Source organism: Thermophilibacter immobilis (assembly GCF_015277515.1).
Lineage (GTDB): Bacteria > Actinomycetota > Coriobacteriia > Coriobacteriales > Atopobiaceae > Thermophilibacter > Thermophilibacter immobilis.
Genome location: NZ_CP063767.1, coordinates 1,773,236 through 1,788,075, shown reverse-complemented (window position 1 = coordinate 1,788,075; position 14,840 = coordinate 1,773,236). Strand labels below are relative to the sequence as shown.

The following is a 14,840-nucleotide window of genomic DNA, read 5'->3' as shown; positions in this document are numbered from 1 at the left end:
CATCACTAAGCTCAAGTGGGTCATTCCTGGGGAGGCACGGGTCAGGAGTCCATTCTTCTCGGCCTGAAGGAAATTGCGCGGCACTCCTCCCCCGATGATGCGGTGATCATCCATGATGGTATTCGTCCCATGGTGTCTGCCGAGGTCATTTCTGATGGCTTGGCCACCTATCGGGAGCGAGGCTGCTCTGTTGAGGCCATTCCCTGTGTCGAGGCCATCTTCCGCTGTGCGGACGGCGTCTCATCCACGGAGTCCCTTCCGCGCGAGGAGCTGTGGAGGACTCGGGCCCCGCCTATCTGGCCACTGGGCAGGCTCCTGTGGGCGCGCGACGAGGCGGCGAGGCGCGGGAAATTAACACGGCGGCGTCGTGCACGCTCATGCAGAAGTTCGGACAGGAGATTTTCTTCTTGCGCAGCTCGGAGACGAACCTGAAGATAATGACGGTGGAGGACCTGCGTATCTTCGAGGCGCTCCTGCACACCAAGCAGGAGTCCTGGCTGAAGTCCGATCTCACCTGGGGGAACGAATGAGATACACGGAGGGTTACCTCGGCGACCTGCGTGAGGCTGCGAGCGGCCCGCGGCTCGCGGCGCTTGATGGCCAGTTCGTCTTGGTGACGGGTGCGACGGGCCTCATCGGCTCCGCGCTGGCCGACGCCCTGCTGTGCAGGAGCACTGAGCTTGGCGGGAGCGTGCGCCTGGCCTTTGTCGGTCGGGATCGGGGGCACGTGGAAGAGCGGTACCTGCGGTGGGGGAGTGAGGCTTTCTCGTTCGAGAGCACGACGCCTTGGCCGTCTTCGAGCCAGCGGGCAGCTATGACTACGTCGTGCACTGCGCCGCCAACGCGCATCCGAGCGCCTATGCCAAGGAGACCGTCGAGATGGCGTGGGGGATCGCCTACGGTGCCCGGGAGATACTGGAGGCGCTGCGCCGCCTCCGGGGGTCGGGAAGGCTGCTCCCCATCTCCAGCAGCGAGGTCTACGGAACCAGGTCCGGGACGGAGCTCTACGGGGAGGGGGACTACGCGTACGTCGACGTGACCAGCCCGCGCTCGTGCTACCCCTCCGCCAGGCGACCGGCCGAGACCCTCTACGCTGCCTACTCGACGGAGTACGGTGTCGACGTTGTCATGGTCCGCCCCAGCCACGTCTACGGTCCGCAGGTCACGCCTGCCGACACCCGCGCGCACGCGTCATTTGCGCGCGAGGCCGCCGCCGGGAGGGACATCGTGATGAAGAGCGAGGGCAACCAGCTGCGTTCGTACACTTACTCGCTCGACTGCGCGACGGCCCTGCTTGCCGTCCTCCTGCGCGGCGAGATGGGGCAGGCGTACAACATCTCAAACCCCGGCCCGGTCGTGACCGTCCGGCAGCTCGCGGAGGCCTTAGCGGTGGCTGGGGGAGTGTCGGTGAGGTTCGAGCTCCCCACGCAGGGGGAGCGTGCTGCCTACAACCCCATGACGTGCTTCGCGCTGGACTCGTCGAAGCTAGAGGCTCTGGGGTTGAAGGGTGCGCATAGGCTCGCGCGCACCGCCGAAACGCCGGTGGGGGCAGCGGGGTTAGAGTGTGGGTATTGCTCTTGCGGAGCTGGCGCAAGTTCTATCATTCAGCATAATCAAATCATGGATCAAGAGGGACGAGAGGGGAAAGATAGCTCTCGCCTTAAGCGAACGAGAGGAACTCCGGGCTCTTCGCAAGGAGAACGCCATCCTTCAAGAGGAAAACGAGATTCTAAAAAGCCGCTGCCTTCTTCGCGAAGGAGAGCCTTTCAAAAAAGTGATCTTCTGGTTTATCGAGGTGGAGGAAAAAAAGTAAAATATCTATGACTCTTCTCATATAAATAAGACTTGAATCGTAAGGGTATTCGGACCTCCTGCAAACGCATCGCCCATCTGATGAGGGAAAACGACACTCAAGACGTACCCAAGAGAAAGCAAAACTCAACCAGAAAGTGAGTAAGCCTGAGAGAAAATAGAATAGACCTGGTCAATCGACATCTGGCCGAGGAAGGTAGCGGGCTGGTCGATGGATGATTCGATGGAAGCGAGGCTTGTTGACAATGCCTTTTGTATGGGGATCAAAAGGAGGAACCCGCCTGCGGGCCTGGTCCATCATTCCGGCCGTGGTTCTCAATGCAGGTCGCTTCTCTTGGGCGGGACGCTGGAGATAAACGGCATCATCCCGTCGATGGGGGCGATATCATCTCCTGGGGATAACGCGGTGACCGAATCACTCCTAGCCATTATCAAATTAGAATGTACCAACGAGACGACCTTCAAGACCAGGTATGACACCCGCCTTACGATATTTGACTATAGCGAGGTTTTCTACAATCGAATGTGGATGAGTTCGGCTCTTGGACACTTGAGCCCTGAGGAGCTTGAGACTAGTATGCAGAGGTTACGAGAGGCGGCGTGATCACACAGGGGGTGTCAACGAAAACGGGTTAAGTCCACAACAGCACCAGCCCATCCATCGATCTCAGCGTGGGACATCATTTACATTCAATAATAACTGAGGCATTCAATAATAACTGAGCTAATATCGCGAGGAACTACGTAAGGGTTCTCGAGTGCCCATTGCTCTTTCATGGAAGCGTGGCTGATGCGGCGCAACTTGCCGCGGAACTGGGAAGCCTACCGTGGTGCTCAGCGTGGTCGACCGTGCCGACTGCCATATCTGGTTCGGGATTCTTACTGCAGCCCTTTCTGCCCAGATTCTACTGATTATAAATACTACTTGATAGGACACGCTGCGCGATGGTCTAGGGTACCCCATGTTATTCATGGCTGATTCTCAGTAGCATAGAGGCTAACGACTTTAGGTGCTGTTGGCTACGTTCTTCGCAAAGCGACGCTGATGACTTGACTTGGGACGTAATCAGAATGGCTGAATGGCATAAGCTAAACACACGGGCGTTCTTTGTATTATGCGGTTGACGGGCTTGGTAAAGGGGAGTAATTTCGCGCTTTGTTCCGAGTTCCTATGCTGTTATTTGTTTATCAGGACAGAAGATTATTGAGAGGGTGCCTTTTGTGGACGCATGGATTCCTGTTTTGAGCAGCATAGTTGCAGCTGCGACAGCGATAATCGCACAAAAAATAGCGACTGGTTCTGTTTGGAAGCAGCAGCTTGGAAAATATAAGATTGAAGAAAGTTTAGCTGTAATGGAATGTGCGCAAAAAATAAAGCGGCACTTTGAGGGAATGGGCGGGTCATTAAGCGGGAGGAAAGAACCTGAAGTAAATTCGCCAGAAGACGAAAAAAAAGAGGCCATGCGACGTGATAAAGAATTAGCAGCACATCTCTCAGCTCTTAGTGGTGCTCTTGATGAGCTCAAGATGCATTCTGTACGGCTATCTGCATTAGGAAGCGATAAGGTCAGAAAAGCGTGCGATGATTTAGATGGACTATTATATGAATACTTCGTTCAGGCACTTGAACAAGCGCAACGTGATGGAAAGTTTATTGCCGCCAATCACCACGCAGCTGACGAAAAAATAAAAACATCAATTGATTATTTAACTGATAGTATACGAGAAGATTTAAAGTGCTGAATTATAGATAACGTAGCGGGTCTCTCTGTCAGATTAATGCCGGCAAGACGAGATTTCGAAAGGGTATGGCTTGAGGCGAACATTTCTCTGCGCCTTAGGCTGCGTATCCCAGGATTTGCTATAGTTACCAGGAAAATCTACATGAGAAATCTCTTTAGGTGGGGCTGGACAGTTCGGTACTCAGAGGTCTGAAGGCTCAAAAGGCAGCGGTCGATTTTGTTGCGTTGGGTGCGTTCGCGGGCTCATTTTTTGTGTAGCGCTCCTATAGTAAAGGAAAAGCGGTAGTATCTTTGCACGCATCCACTGGAAGGGGACTTCTAGGAGCAGGGTCTCCAAGGTCCTGGCGACTAATGGAATCTTCCGACCAACGCGGCTGTCTCGACAGGGGACTTCTCCTCAGCAGGTCAAAGTACTCCGAGGTCAAGTGCTACGTCGACGGTCATCTTGGCAGCTTTTCGGTGCTGATTGACGGTGGCCCCCAGTTTCCTAGGGGCTCAGGGCGGAGAAGCGTTCACTCTCCGTCTTCTGTCACTATAGAAACGTCTCTCTTGTGGAGTCAAAGCGCGTGTCCATCGTGGGTACGAGGCATCCGAGTGATCATGGGGCGGCGGTTCAACGCGTTGCCTATGCTCTCGCCGAGAGAGGTATCACGGATGCGTCGGTCTCTCTGCGGGAATTGACATCGCCGCCATGACAGCCGCCATGGATGCCGGCGGCGAGGCCATCGGGGTGATTGGGACTCTATGGGCAGGTACTACCCAAAGGAGAATCAGGGCCTTCAGGAGCGGGTCGCCCTGGAGTACCTGCTCCTGAGTTAGGCGCCCATTTATCGGTATGACCATCAGCCGTTCGACACCCCAGCGCTACTACTTTTCCGCGCGAAACATCACCATGGCTTCTCACCCTGGGTCGACGGTCACCGTCGAGGTCGGCGAGACCAGCGACACGTGCACACAGGCGAGGGCATGCATCGAGTAGCACAAGGAGCTGATCTTTCTGCCCGGCGTGGTGGAGAGCATCTCGTGGGCCAGGGGATTCACGGAGAAGGGGCCAAAGGTTGTCTCCTCGGTAACGGAAGCTCTCCAGGCGATTGGGCAATGTCACGCCCTCTTCAAAATAGATCATGGTGGACGAGTTCAATGGCCCAAGCAACTTGGGCCAGAATGACCATTGCTTCTAATATCACATCTATACTCCTCACGCCGGCTACAAGCACTCTCGTGCCAATCAGGAGGTACTGAACTATAAGATTCCGATCGGTACAGATAAGGGCCTGACGGAGCGCCCTGCCAGGATGCCCCACAAGTAAAGAGCGATAAGGGCATATGCGGAGATGGTCCTCGACGTCCTAGTGTCAGGGCCCATTACTCGGCCATGAAGCCCTGCTCGTTGACACGGGTCGCACGGGGCGGATCTCAGGGCTGTTTCTCGCACATTCGGAAGGCGAAGGACTGATGCCGCTGGCGTGAGATTATTACATTGATTTATTCGTCCCCCAAATTCCAGCATACCAGCATTTCAGGTGCTATCGCGCGTCGCGCCGCTATGCGGCGGAGTGCGGGGTGGGCGTATCGGCGAGAGCTTCTTCATGCAGGGCTGCTTCATCATGACGCTAGATACTCACAGCGCTTAAGACGTGCTCACAGCGGCGGTGTCCGTTGTGAGCACTTTGATACGAGGACTCAGAGATGCGTTCGCTAATCATCCTCGTAGGGGCTCCTGTCAGATTTAGACGAGAGTAAAGATGGCGCAGATGATTAGGTTTGCAATAAATATTACAACGCAGGGTACGGCACACCGACGGACCAGGTCCATCAGCTTCACCCCGCCCATGCCTGCCACGGCAATCATTACTGCTGCGACTGGTGACATGCAGCGACCAATGCCGGAGGCGATTTCCATGGGGAGCGCGATAGAAAGGGTGGAAATCCCCATTTTTGTGGCGATGTCCGGAACGAGCGGGCCAAACCCGTACCAGGAGGCGATTCCCGATCCGAGGACTATCCCTGCAAGGAATGTGATCAGGGACATGAGGGTGCTGGCCAGAATTGGGATATTGGCTGATGCGAGGGCGTTCGAGATAATGGTGATCCCGCCCAGAGACTCGATCGCCTTGACAAATACGCTGGCACCAATAATGATGGTCACCACGTTTGTAAAGGATTTCCCCATGGCACTCATGACGATCTTGAAATCGCCCGTAGTGGCCTTTTTATTGGAGGAGCGAACGAGCTCTATAACGAATACCACCATAAGCGAGAGCAGGAACGCGGAGACCACCTGGAGTTTAAAGACGGGGAGAACTGAAAACACAATGATCAGCACGAGAGGAAGCACTGGGAACAGGGCGTACCAAGTTGGACAGCTAGGGACGGTCTCCGCTGGCGCCACTTTGTCTACCCCCAGCTTGGAGTCAGAACCACCGGAGGCTTTCCTGTCTAGGTATCTGAAATAGAGGGCAGTGAATATGGCCGCGACCAGCACGAGAACTGTTCCTGGCAGCAGCTGATCTTGAAGGAAGAACTCAGTGGGGGAGATCCCAAGAACCTTGCTGCTGGCAAAAATGGCACTGGGCGAGCTGGGCCCCCAGTCAATGAAGCCGCCAATGACCACAATCGCTGCGGCGCTTAATCTACTAAGCCCAAGCTCGACTAAGATTGGAAATGCGATTGCCATGAGTAGGATGCCCAGGGCCGAGTGGCTGCTGATGATTGTTTTCATGTAGCTATCAATGACGAACAAGAGCGCTGCGACGAGGTAGGGTGACCTCAGTTTGGAGAGGGGACCTACAACGATCTTTGCCAACTTATTAGACGCCCTAATATGTGACATGTATGCTGCGTAGCCTGAGACGACCATCAGGGTAATTCCGGTTCCAGCGGTATTGGAATTGAACTCGTTCTCCACAAACTGAAAGACGTCAATCAGGAGGTTGCCAGTTGACTTGTCGGCGTCTAATACCGACTGGCCCGTAAGCAATGCGCAAAGGAGAAGGACGGCAATGCCTGAAGACATAAAGACAAAAACCACGTTGTACTGTTTAATGACGAGGTAAGACACGAAAAAAATGTATGCAAGCGTAAGGATTACCGCGAGTATTTCCACGTTATTCATCCCCCTTTTAGTTGGTGTAAATACGTATGCCACGAGCCGGATCCTGGGCGCCCGACTCGTGGCATACGTATGGGTTAACCGTTCAGGCCACGCTTGGCGCTGTTTACCTGTGCATGTTTGAGGGCGTGCTCGATTGCCCAGTCGGACGTCTCGTTTCCGAGCCCTGGAAGATCGGGCACCTCGTAGACACCGTCGACGGGCTGATAGTCGTATTTGCAGAGCCTCCTTATGTCGGGCTGAGTGCTGCGGAAATGATGCTCGTGGATGCAGAAGTTCGGAATCGCGGCTTCAACCTGAAGTGACGCCGCCGTCGAAAGCGGACCTCCCGAGCAATGAACCTGCATAGTGACATCGAAGACCTCTGCCATATCACAAATCTTCTTGACCTCGGTGATGCCTCCACAGTTGGACGCGTCGGGCTGTGCCAGCTGAACGGCATTGTTTAGGAAGTGGCCCAGATAGTTCCAACGCCCATACAGGCGCTCTCCAGTAGCGATGGGGGTCTTGACCTTTTCATGAACGGCCTTGTCCATCAGCGGGTTCATGGGAATGGTCGGCTCTTCGATGACCATGCAGCTGTACTTGTCGCACAGCTGTCCAAGCTTTATGGCGCTTATGGCGTCAGTGCGGCTATGACACTCGACCATGAGGTCGAAATCCCAGCCACACGTAGCGCGAACCGCGCCCATGCGGTCATCAAGCATCTTCATTGTCTTGGGGGTCGGGATTCCCTCGACGTCGTGCTTGGGCAGTCGAGTGCCGTCCGGAGCAATCTGGGTAAAGTCAATTTTCACGCAGTCGTATCCCTGGTCAAGCGCGTATTGCGTAACGGAGGCATACTCCTCCGGTGTTTTCCAGGGTCCGATCTTGTCATCCCAGCCAAACTGAAGCTGTGAGGCATAGGTCCGCAGCTCGCTGCGGAACTTCCCTCCCAGAAGTTCGTAGATGGGGACGCCGAGCTTTTTGCCGCGAATGTCCCAAACGGCCATGTCAATGGCGCTAATGCCGGCGAAGATGATGCCTCCTCCGCCAAGGCCCCATGAGCTGGCCTTGAACATCTTGCTCCAGATGACCTCGTTCTCCATGGGGTCCATGCCAATTGCAAGGTGGGCGATGTCCTGGAGCATTCCGAACGCGCCTGGGGCGCCGATCCCGTAGGGGATGCCCGCCTCCCCGTCTCCAAAGATGCCTTCATCCGTATGCACCCGGCATACAACTGGACGCCGGTACTCTCGTTGATTTCCCGCGTCAAGCAGATAGACGTCAATACTTGTGATTTCCATGTAGGGAGCCTCTCTTAGATGTTCCATGTTCTGTGCATTTTTGACGTGATCTTTCGCACTGGCGCCAGTGCTGATCGGTGCTGGGCACCGCTTCCTTTTCATTTTATGAATGCGTCGGAATCCAACAAGTATTTATTGTTTATTCTAGGAGTAACTTAGTATTACTAATACTATTGATTTCATAGAATGAGTTTATTTTATCAGTACTTATTACCTATAAAATTATTAGATCAATGGTAAATAATGGTAAATGAAATAAATAATAGTAATACTAAATGAGTTTTAGGAAGGATACTATAGAGCGCAGTATTACAAATGAATGCCAACAATGCCGTTCACAGGCGATTGGCGAAGGTAAATGGTAAAAGATTGTCCGATCACCGACTCGAACGAGTGGCAGCTTTGAAGGAGTGAGAAGATAAAAAATGACTAATGCCATATAAAGAGAGGATATTAAATAATGCAGCTGAGAGACATTCAATATGTCCTTAGTGTCTCAAAGTTGGGTAGCTTTACCGAAGCTGCAAGCGCGTGCTTTGTGAGTGAACCAGCTTTGTCGCAGGCCATTAGCAAGTTGGAGTCTCAGCTGGGCACAAAGCTGTTCCTGCGCGGAAATGGTCGGCATCTTACTCTTACGGATGCAGGAAAGGTTTTTGTGGGCGAGGGAGAGAACGTTCTCGACGCGATGAGCGCGCTAAAAGAAAAGATGGAAGCCTGTATCGGAAACAGGGGAAAACACCTAAGGCTAGCAATAGCACCCTACTACGAGAAGTGCTATCTCTCTAATGTCTTGGCCAGTTTCCAACAGTCTCATCCCTCGGTTACTTTTTCAATCATAGAGGCCATGTCGGATGAGGGGGAGCGCCTGCTCGTCATGGGCGATGTCGACCTGGCCTTTGTCATCTCTCCTAGGAAGGATAAGTCTATTAAGTGCAAGTGTGTGTTTGATGACGATCTGGTGCTCATCATGCCAAGGACAAGAGTTTTCATGGCCAACATGCCACAAGAAGACAGGCCATGTTCAATGGATGATTTTCGTAAGTTGTCCAGCGTCCCCTTCATAGTCCCAAAGCAAGGTCGTAGGCTTCGTGAGAGTGTCATGGCAATTTGCAAATCTGCGGGATTCCGCCCGATTTGCTCAATTGAGACCGAGAGCTCGAGCAATATATATGAGCTTGTTAAGAGTGGATGCGGTGTTGGCATTGTTCCTTCTGGGATTATAAAGGGAAGTAATTGCTCTGATATTTTCTATTACGCGTTGAAAACTCCGTTGAGCAGGCGTCAGCTTTCGGTAGCCTATAATGAGCGGGCCTCATCAGATCTGGCGTTGAATTTTGCCCTGTATGCGGTCTCCATGCGTTGAGCTACTAAGTGAATTTATCGTTGTAATGGCGAGACCTTGCACCGATCGCTCACCTCATCGATAGGGGCGGGAGTGTCTGCCTTGTTAAGGCCAGGAGCTCAATGCGGTCTTTGGCGGTGCTGCGGGATGCTTTGGGTGCCTCTTCTCTCCTGTCCGTAGAAATAACGTTTCACAGTATGTTTCATTGTGATTATTATGCTAGAGTGAGAGCCCAACAGCCGTCAGGGAGATGTTCATGAGCAAGAAGTTGGGAACGATTGACACGATCTGTGCTGGTTACGACACGCTATCCGATACGGAGCGCCGCGTCGCGGACTTCATACTTCAAAACGGCGGCGAGATACCGCGCCTGTCCGTGAGGGAGATCGCGGAGGGCAGCCAAACCTCGAGCGCAACCGTCTCCCGATTCGTGCGTCATGCTGGATATGAGAGCTTCTCCGCTCTACGCCTGGCCATCGCCGAGGAACAGGGTGTCATAGAGGACGATGGCAGTTTCCCGGCAGCAACTGAGATTTCTCCTGATAACGCGGCTGGTTCGATAGAGTATATTTTGGCGACAAAAATTCAGGAGCTGAGGGGTACGGCATTGCAGCTCGAGCCTCAGCTTGTCAATAGCGTGGTCGATTTGATCAGGTGGGCCGACACTGTTGAGTTTGCCGCTGTAGGAAACTCCATCCCCCTCTGCTCGAACCTTTCTTTTAAACTGGGACAAATTGGCATTCGTACGATCTGCCCTCCCACTACGGAGGCCATGATTTTGGCATCCCTCTCGCTGCGAAGGGGAGACGTCCTGTTTGTGGTATCGGCCTCCGGATATTCTAGGCGTCTTGAGACCATCGTGGATAATGCGGAGGATTCGGGAGCTACTATAGTATTCGTGACGTCAAACCCCACGTCTGAACTTGCGCAACGCGCAGATGTGGTCCTCAGTGCAGTCTCACGGGATCAGATGCTTGCGGGCAGCCAGTTCTCGTCCCACATTTCGACGGACTTCGTGCTCGAAACTCTCTTCCTCTTTGTTTTTGCGGGCGGCGGCGCCACCCATGAGCACGCGCGCATGGAGCGTAAGAGCTTGGGGAAGGACAAGGAATCCACTCCCACCTTCAGCTAACGCTTACCGCCGATTTACTACCGTACGCGTTCTCGAGGGGCATGCTGGTTATGTATTTCATAGTAATTGATACTATGAAATAGAATTCCACATAGAGGATGGGAAACGGAGAGAGTCAGGGAGGGACGTATGCGCTGGGGAATCATGGGGCTGGGTCACATCGCCCGCGAATTCGCTGAGGCACTCGCATCTAAGCAGGGCATCTATGCGGTGGCCTCGCGCGACTTGGCAAAGTCTTGCGCTTTCAAGGATGAGTATGGTGCTGTCAAGGCATACGGCAGCTACGAAGAGATGCTTCGGGACCATTCGGTCGAAGCCGTCTACGTGGCAACGGTTAATTCCCGCCACTTCGCCGACGTTCGAGCCTGCCTTGAGCACGGCAAGCATGTCTTGTGCGAAAAGGCGATTTGGGGGGATTATGACGAGCTTCTGGAGCTTCAGGACCTTGCGAGGAAAGGGGGGCTCGTGCTTGCCGAGGCCATGACAATTTTTCACATGCCCCTCTTTAAAAAGATTGCTAATATGATTGAAAATGATAATCTAGGTACCATCAAGATGGTCAAGGCAGACCTTGGTAGTCTCAAGGAGGATGACCCCGCCAACCGCTTTTTTAGCAGGGAGCTTGGTGGCGGGGCGATGCTCGACATAGGGACCTATGCACTTTCGTTCCTGCGCTATTTTCTGAGGGGGAGTTTCGACGAGATTCGTTGCGTAACCCAGGCATACCAAACTGGTGTTGACGAGATGTGGGCAATTAGCCTCCATACGAGCGAGGACATGATCGGCTGTGCCAACCTTGCCTTCCGGGCAAAGCTGCCCAAGCGAGCCATTGTCGCTGGAGACAAGGCCTACGTTACTGTCGATAACTATGTGCGTGCAGAGGAGGCTACGTTGGTCTATCCGGATGGAACCTCTAGTTATATTGCGTGCGGAAAAACCTCGGACGCCTTGGCGTACGAGATAGAGGACTTTGAACGAGCCGTTTCTGGAGACCTGGCAGCCACGTGCTTTGACATGTCTCTTGATGTGGTGAAGACCATGGATGGGCTGCTCAGGAAGAGAGGCTACAAGAGTTAGGCTCTACCCGCCAGCCCTTAGAAATCAAAAACTTATCTTTGCCCTACGGCAAAAGCCATGTGCCCAGTCTGCACAGGTGGAGAGGAGGTGTCTGCAGAATGGCCTGGTCGTCTTAGGGCGTGTGCGTAGATGTTGACGCTTACCCGTGCGAAAGGGGAGAACCCATGCGTATCGTTGCCGTAACAACCTGTCCAACTGGTGTTGCCCATACGTATATGGCTGCGGAGGCAATACAAAAAGCCGCCGAGCAAAAGGGCCATTGCATTAAGGTCGAGACTCGCGGGGCCATGGGGGCAGAAAACGAGCTGACCAAGGATGAGATAGACTCCGCCGACTTGGTTATCATTGCTGCCGATGCTGCCGTAAGTAAGGAGCGCTTCGTAGGAAAGCGTCTTTACGAGGCCGGTACGTCCAGAGCTGTGAAAAATGCTGATGAGTTCGTTGAGAATGCGATTATCCGAGCTCGGGTATGGGGGAGTTCGACGACGGAAGCCTCAGGACCTGACCAGAGGATGGCCGCCGATGAAAAGGAAGGTGCCCGCGGAGCCGTATCCCAAATTTATCGTCATCTCATGGCTGGCGTGAGCTTTATGATTCCCGTGGTCGTTGCGGGTGGCATTCTGCTGGCCATCAGTTTCATCTGGGGTCTTGACTCTGCGACGGCGGGAGACCCGTCTTACAACCCCATTGCCGCCGCACTGAACTTCATTGGCGGTGGAGACGGAGCCCTTGGGCTCATGGTCCCCGTCCTTGCTGCAGGCATTGCCTATTCAATTGCTGACAGGGCGGGAATCACCGCTGGGCTTATGTGCGGCTGGATCGCCAAGTACATCGGAGCTGGCTTCTTGGGAGGCATGATTGGGGGGTTCCTGGCCGGATATACCGCCCTACTGCTCGTGAAGTATATAAAGGTTCCCAAGAGTCTCGAGTCCATCAAGGCGGTTCTCCTGATTCCTGTCCTCTCGGTGGGGATTTCTGCGCTGATCATGTGGTTTGTCGTCGGTGCGCCCGTCTCTGTATTGCTTGGCATGTTGGAGGGCTGGCTTACCGGCCTCAACACGAGCAACAAGCTCGCTCTTGGCATCATAACGGGGTGCATGATGGCCTTTGACATGGGTGGCCCTCTCAATAAGTCCATTTTTGCGTTCAGCATGATTGCCTTTGAGGCGGGTAACTATGTGCCGTTCGCATCCGTTATGGCCGGTGGCGTTACGCCCCCACTCGCCCTTGCCCTCTCTTGCGTCCTCTTTAAGAATAGGTACACCTCCGAGGAGCGAGAGATGGGCAAGTCCGCTTGGATTCTGGGAGCCTCCAACATTACCGAGGGCGCGATTCCCTTTGCTGTTGGTGATCCCCTGCACGTTATCCCCTGCATCATGGCCGGCAGCGCCGTCTCCTCGACCTTCTCGCTGGTCTTTAACTGCGCATGTCGCGTCCCGCACGGTGGTCTGTGGGCGACACTCATTCCAAACGTCTTTGACAATCCCCTGATGTGGGTCCTCTCGATTGCGTGCGGCACGGTCGTGGGGGCGGTGCTCCTGGGCCTGGTCAAGAAGCCGCTGTCTGATGGGGAGGAGGTCTAGATGCTGATCAACATGAATCAAATGCTCGGTGTGGCAAAGAGCCACGGGTTTGCCGTTGGCGCTTTCAACCTATCCGATTCGAATCTCTTTCGCACGGTCGTGGAGGCAGCCGAGGGCAACGATGCGCCGGCCATCGTTGCCATCCACCCGATGGAGCTTGCGTACTGTAAAGATGATTTTCTCAAGTACGTGCTCGCGCGAGTCTCAAATAGCCCCGTGCCATTTGTGGTACATCTTGATCATGGTGACTCAATCGAAAGTGTCATGCGCGCGGTAAGGATAGGCTTTAGCTCGGTAATGATTGATGGCTCAGCATTGCCCTTTGAGGAGAATGTGGCCGAAACGGCCGAGGTCGTGCGCTACTGTCACATGCTGGGCGTCTCGGTGGAAGGGGAGCTGGGGACTATCGGTGACACGGGGATCTCTATCGAGGGGGGTGTGACCAAGGTTATCTACACCGACCCGAGCGATGCCCGTACCTTTGTTGAGCGGACCGGAGTCGACACCCTGGCCGTTGCCATCGGAACCTGTCACGGGCTGTATCCCCGGGGGGTGGAGCCCAAACTTCGTATGGACGTCCTCGAGTCCATAAAGGCCGTCGTGGACGTTCCCCTTGTATTACATGGGGGATCGGGCAACCGCGACTCCGAGGTGGCCGAGGCAGTGAGCATTGGTATCCAGAAGGTGAACATCTCATCTGACTATAAGAGTGCCTTCTTTGATAGGGCACGTGAGATCTTGTCCCAAGCGGGCTCCGGCTGGGAGCCCAATGCAATCTTCCCCTCGTGCATTGAGGCTGGCAAGGTGGTCATTGCCCAGAAGATGGGGCTGTTCGGCTCCGTGGGAAAGGCGAGCCTTTATCGGGAAGCCGGCATGCCTCAGTGGCGACAGGCGTATTGCTAGGTTCTGTACATGGCGCGAGGCGGCTCACGTTTGTCGGGCTGATATTCGAGAGAATTGATGATCTTAAGTGTATAAATGGGGAGGGCTTCTGAGATAGTTTTTCCGGGGGCTCTCCCTGTGGAGTTCTGGGTGATGGAAATGCTCCCAACAACTAAGCGCTAAATAGGTTTTTGCGTCTAGAAAAAGATGGTTTTAGATCTAGCTAGTAAAGAAACTTGTGGTTAAGATTCCAGTTAATAAGCCTGCCGGGTCTCTGTCTTGTAGATTACCATGCAGCATGCACGCTGGCGGGTTTTGTTTTGGAAAGACGGGGCCTTGAAGTATAAGGTTAGATATTATCGCTTGAGCGGGTACTGACATTATTACGCAGAGGATGGGGATGCGCCTCGAGGGAGACTACGCGTTGGGACGTATCGTAACCGATGAGAAGAGTGTGGACAAGATAGTCGAGGACTATCAGATCTCGTGTGGCAGCGCCCATGTGAGGCTCTCCCGTGCTGCGGGGAACTTGGCGAGTCCCTGCGTTGTGTTTGCGGATTCCGAAGAAGATGGCTACGAGCCAGCTAACTTCGTGCTTGATGCAGCTCACGCAGCTAGAGTCGGATTGGGAAGGATGAATCTCCCACGCATGCGCGAGGCGGCAAAGAGCAGCCTTGCCGAGAAGGGGGCCCTGCTGCAGGACAAGAGGACGACGGAGAACCTGGTCTCGGCGCTAACCGAGGAGTGCGCGGCTACCGAAAGGAAACTAGCTGCTATAAGTCCGGTACAGAGAAGGAGTTCTGCTATTCGCGCGAAAGACTTCTTCAAAAGCACTCGGAGTATTTCCGTGCAGTGAGATCCTTTGTCCTTGC

General features: G+C 54.1%; 11 protein-coding genes and 1 pseudogene. 10 read left to right on the top strand and 2 right to left on the bottom strand.

All coding sequences use genetic code 11. From position 1 onward, the window contains the following. Positions 1–15 precede the first annotated feature (15 nt). The 4 genes and pseudogenes from INP52_RS10180 (at position 16) to INP52_RS08005 (ending at position 3,555) form a co-directional block, all read left to right on the top strand. On the top strand, positions 16–432 hold the full coding sequence (locus INP52_RS10180) for an IspD/TarI family cytidylyltransferase (RefSeq protein WP_194370695.1): 417 nt from the start codon (positions 16–18) through the stop codon (positions 430–432). Positions 433–825: 393 nt separating this feature from the next. Next, positions 826–1,347: pseudogene (locus INP52_RS09940) on the top strand (NAD-dependent epimerase/dehydratase family protein); the annotation flags it as partial. A gap of 676 nt (positions 1,348–2,023) precedes the next feature. After that, the gene (locus tag INP52_RS08010) at positions 2,024–2,416 is read left to right on the top strand and encodes an IS3 family transposase (RefSeq protein WP_194370691.1); all 393 of its coding nucleotides are present in this window, start codon (positions 2,024–2,026) and stop codon (positions 2,414–2,416) included. 617 nt (positions 2,417–3,033) lie between these two features. Then, the gene (locus INP52_RS08005) at positions 3,034–3,555 is read left to right on the top strand and encodes a hypothetical protein (RefSeq protein WP_194370689.1); all 522 of its coding nucleotides are present in this window, start codon (positions 3,034–3,036) and stop codon (positions 3,553–3,555) included. A gap of 1,728 nt (positions 3,556–5,283) precedes the next feature. On the opposite strand, the gene dcuC is transcribed toward INP52_RS08005, so the two are convergent. Further along, positions 5,284–6,660, bottom strand: coding sequence for a C4-dicarboxylate transporter DcuC (gene dcuC / locus INP52_RS08000; RefSeq protein WP_228478313.1), 1,377 nt, complete (start codon positions 6,658–6,660; stop codon positions 5,284–5,286). Between the two features lie 83 nt (positions 6,661–6,743). Next, positions 6,744–7,952: a mandelate racemase/muconate lactonizing enzyme family protein gene (locus tag INP52_RS07995; RefSeq protein ID WP_194370687.1), complete on the bottom strand. Its 1,209-nt coding sequence runs from the start codon at positions 7,950–7,952 to the stop codon at positions 6,744–6,746. Positions 7,953–8,412: 460 nt separating this feature from the next. Between INP52_RS07995 and INP52_RS07990 the strand changes: the two genes are divergently transcribed. The 6 genes from INP52_RS07990 (at position 8,413) to INP52_RS07965 (ending at position 14,824) form a co-directional block, all read left to right on the top strand. Then, positions 8,413–9,315 carry a LysR family transcriptional regulator gene (locus INP52_RS07990; protein WP_194370686.1) on the top strand — a complete coding sequence of 301 codons (903 nt, stop codon included), beginning with the start codon at positions 8,413–8,415 and terminating at the stop codon, positions 9,313–9,315. 235 nt (positions 9,316–9,550) lie between these two features. Further along, positions 9,551–10,426, top strand: a complete 876-nt coding sequence (locus INP52_RS07985; RefSeq protein ID WP_194370685.1) for a MurR/RpiR family transcriptional regulator — start codon at positions 9,551–9,553, stop codon at positions 10,424–10,426. Between the two features lie 129 nt (positions 10,427–10,555). Then, a complete protein-coding gene (locus INP52_RS07980) occupies positions 10,556–11,503 on the top strand; it encodes a Gfo/Idh/MocA family protein (protein WP_194370684.1) in 948 nt (315 codons plus the stop codon). Between the two features lie 164 nt (positions 11,504–11,667). Continuing rightward, positions 11,668–13,086, top strand: a complete 1,419-nt coding sequence (locus INP52_RS07975; RefSeq protein WP_194370683.1) for a PTS fructose transporter subunit IIC — start codon at positions 11,668–11,670, stop codon at positions 13,084–13,086. Further along, the gene (locus tag INP52_RS07970; protein WP_194370681.1) at positions 13,087–13,989 is read left to right on the top strand and encodes a ketose-bisphosphate aldolase; all 903 of its coding nucleotides are present in this window, start codon (positions 13,087–13,089) and stop codon (positions 13,987–13,989) included. A gap of 403 nt (positions 13,990–14,392) precedes the next feature. Next, entirely contained in the window at positions 14,393–14,824 is a 432-nt protein-coding gene (locus INP52_RS07965; protein ID WP_194370679.1) for a hypothetical protein, read from the top strand. Positions 14,825–14,840: the final 16 nt, after the last annotated feature.

Coding starts and splice junctions, on each gene's coding strand:
- INP52_RS08010 (WP_194370691.1), top strand. CDS start 2,024: ATGGATGATTCGATGGAAGCGAGGCTTGTTGACAATGCCTTTTGTATG.
- INP52_RS07995 (WP_194370687.1), bottom strand. CDS start 7,952: ATGGAAATCACAAGTATTGACGTCTATCTGCTTGACGCGGGAAATCAA.
- INP52_RS07990 (WP_194370686.1), top strand. CDS start 8,413: ATGCAGCTGAGAGACATTCAATATGTCCTTAGTGTCTCAAAGTTGGGT.
- INP52_RS07985 (WP_194370685.1), top strand. CDS start 9,551: ATGAGCAAGAAGTTGGGAACGATTGACACGATCTGTGCTGGTTACGAC.
- INP52_RS07980 (WP_194370684.1), top strand. CDS start 10,556: ATGCGCTGGGGAATCATGGGGCTGGGTCACATCGCCCGCGAATTCGCT.
- INP52_RS07975 (WP_194370683.1), top strand. CDS start 11,668: ATGCGTATCGTTGCCGTAACAACCTGTCCAACTGGTGTTGCCCATACG.
- INP52_RS07970 (WP_194370681.1), top strand. CDS start 13,087: ATGCTGATCAACATGAATCAAATGCTCGGTGTGGCAAAGAGCCACGGG.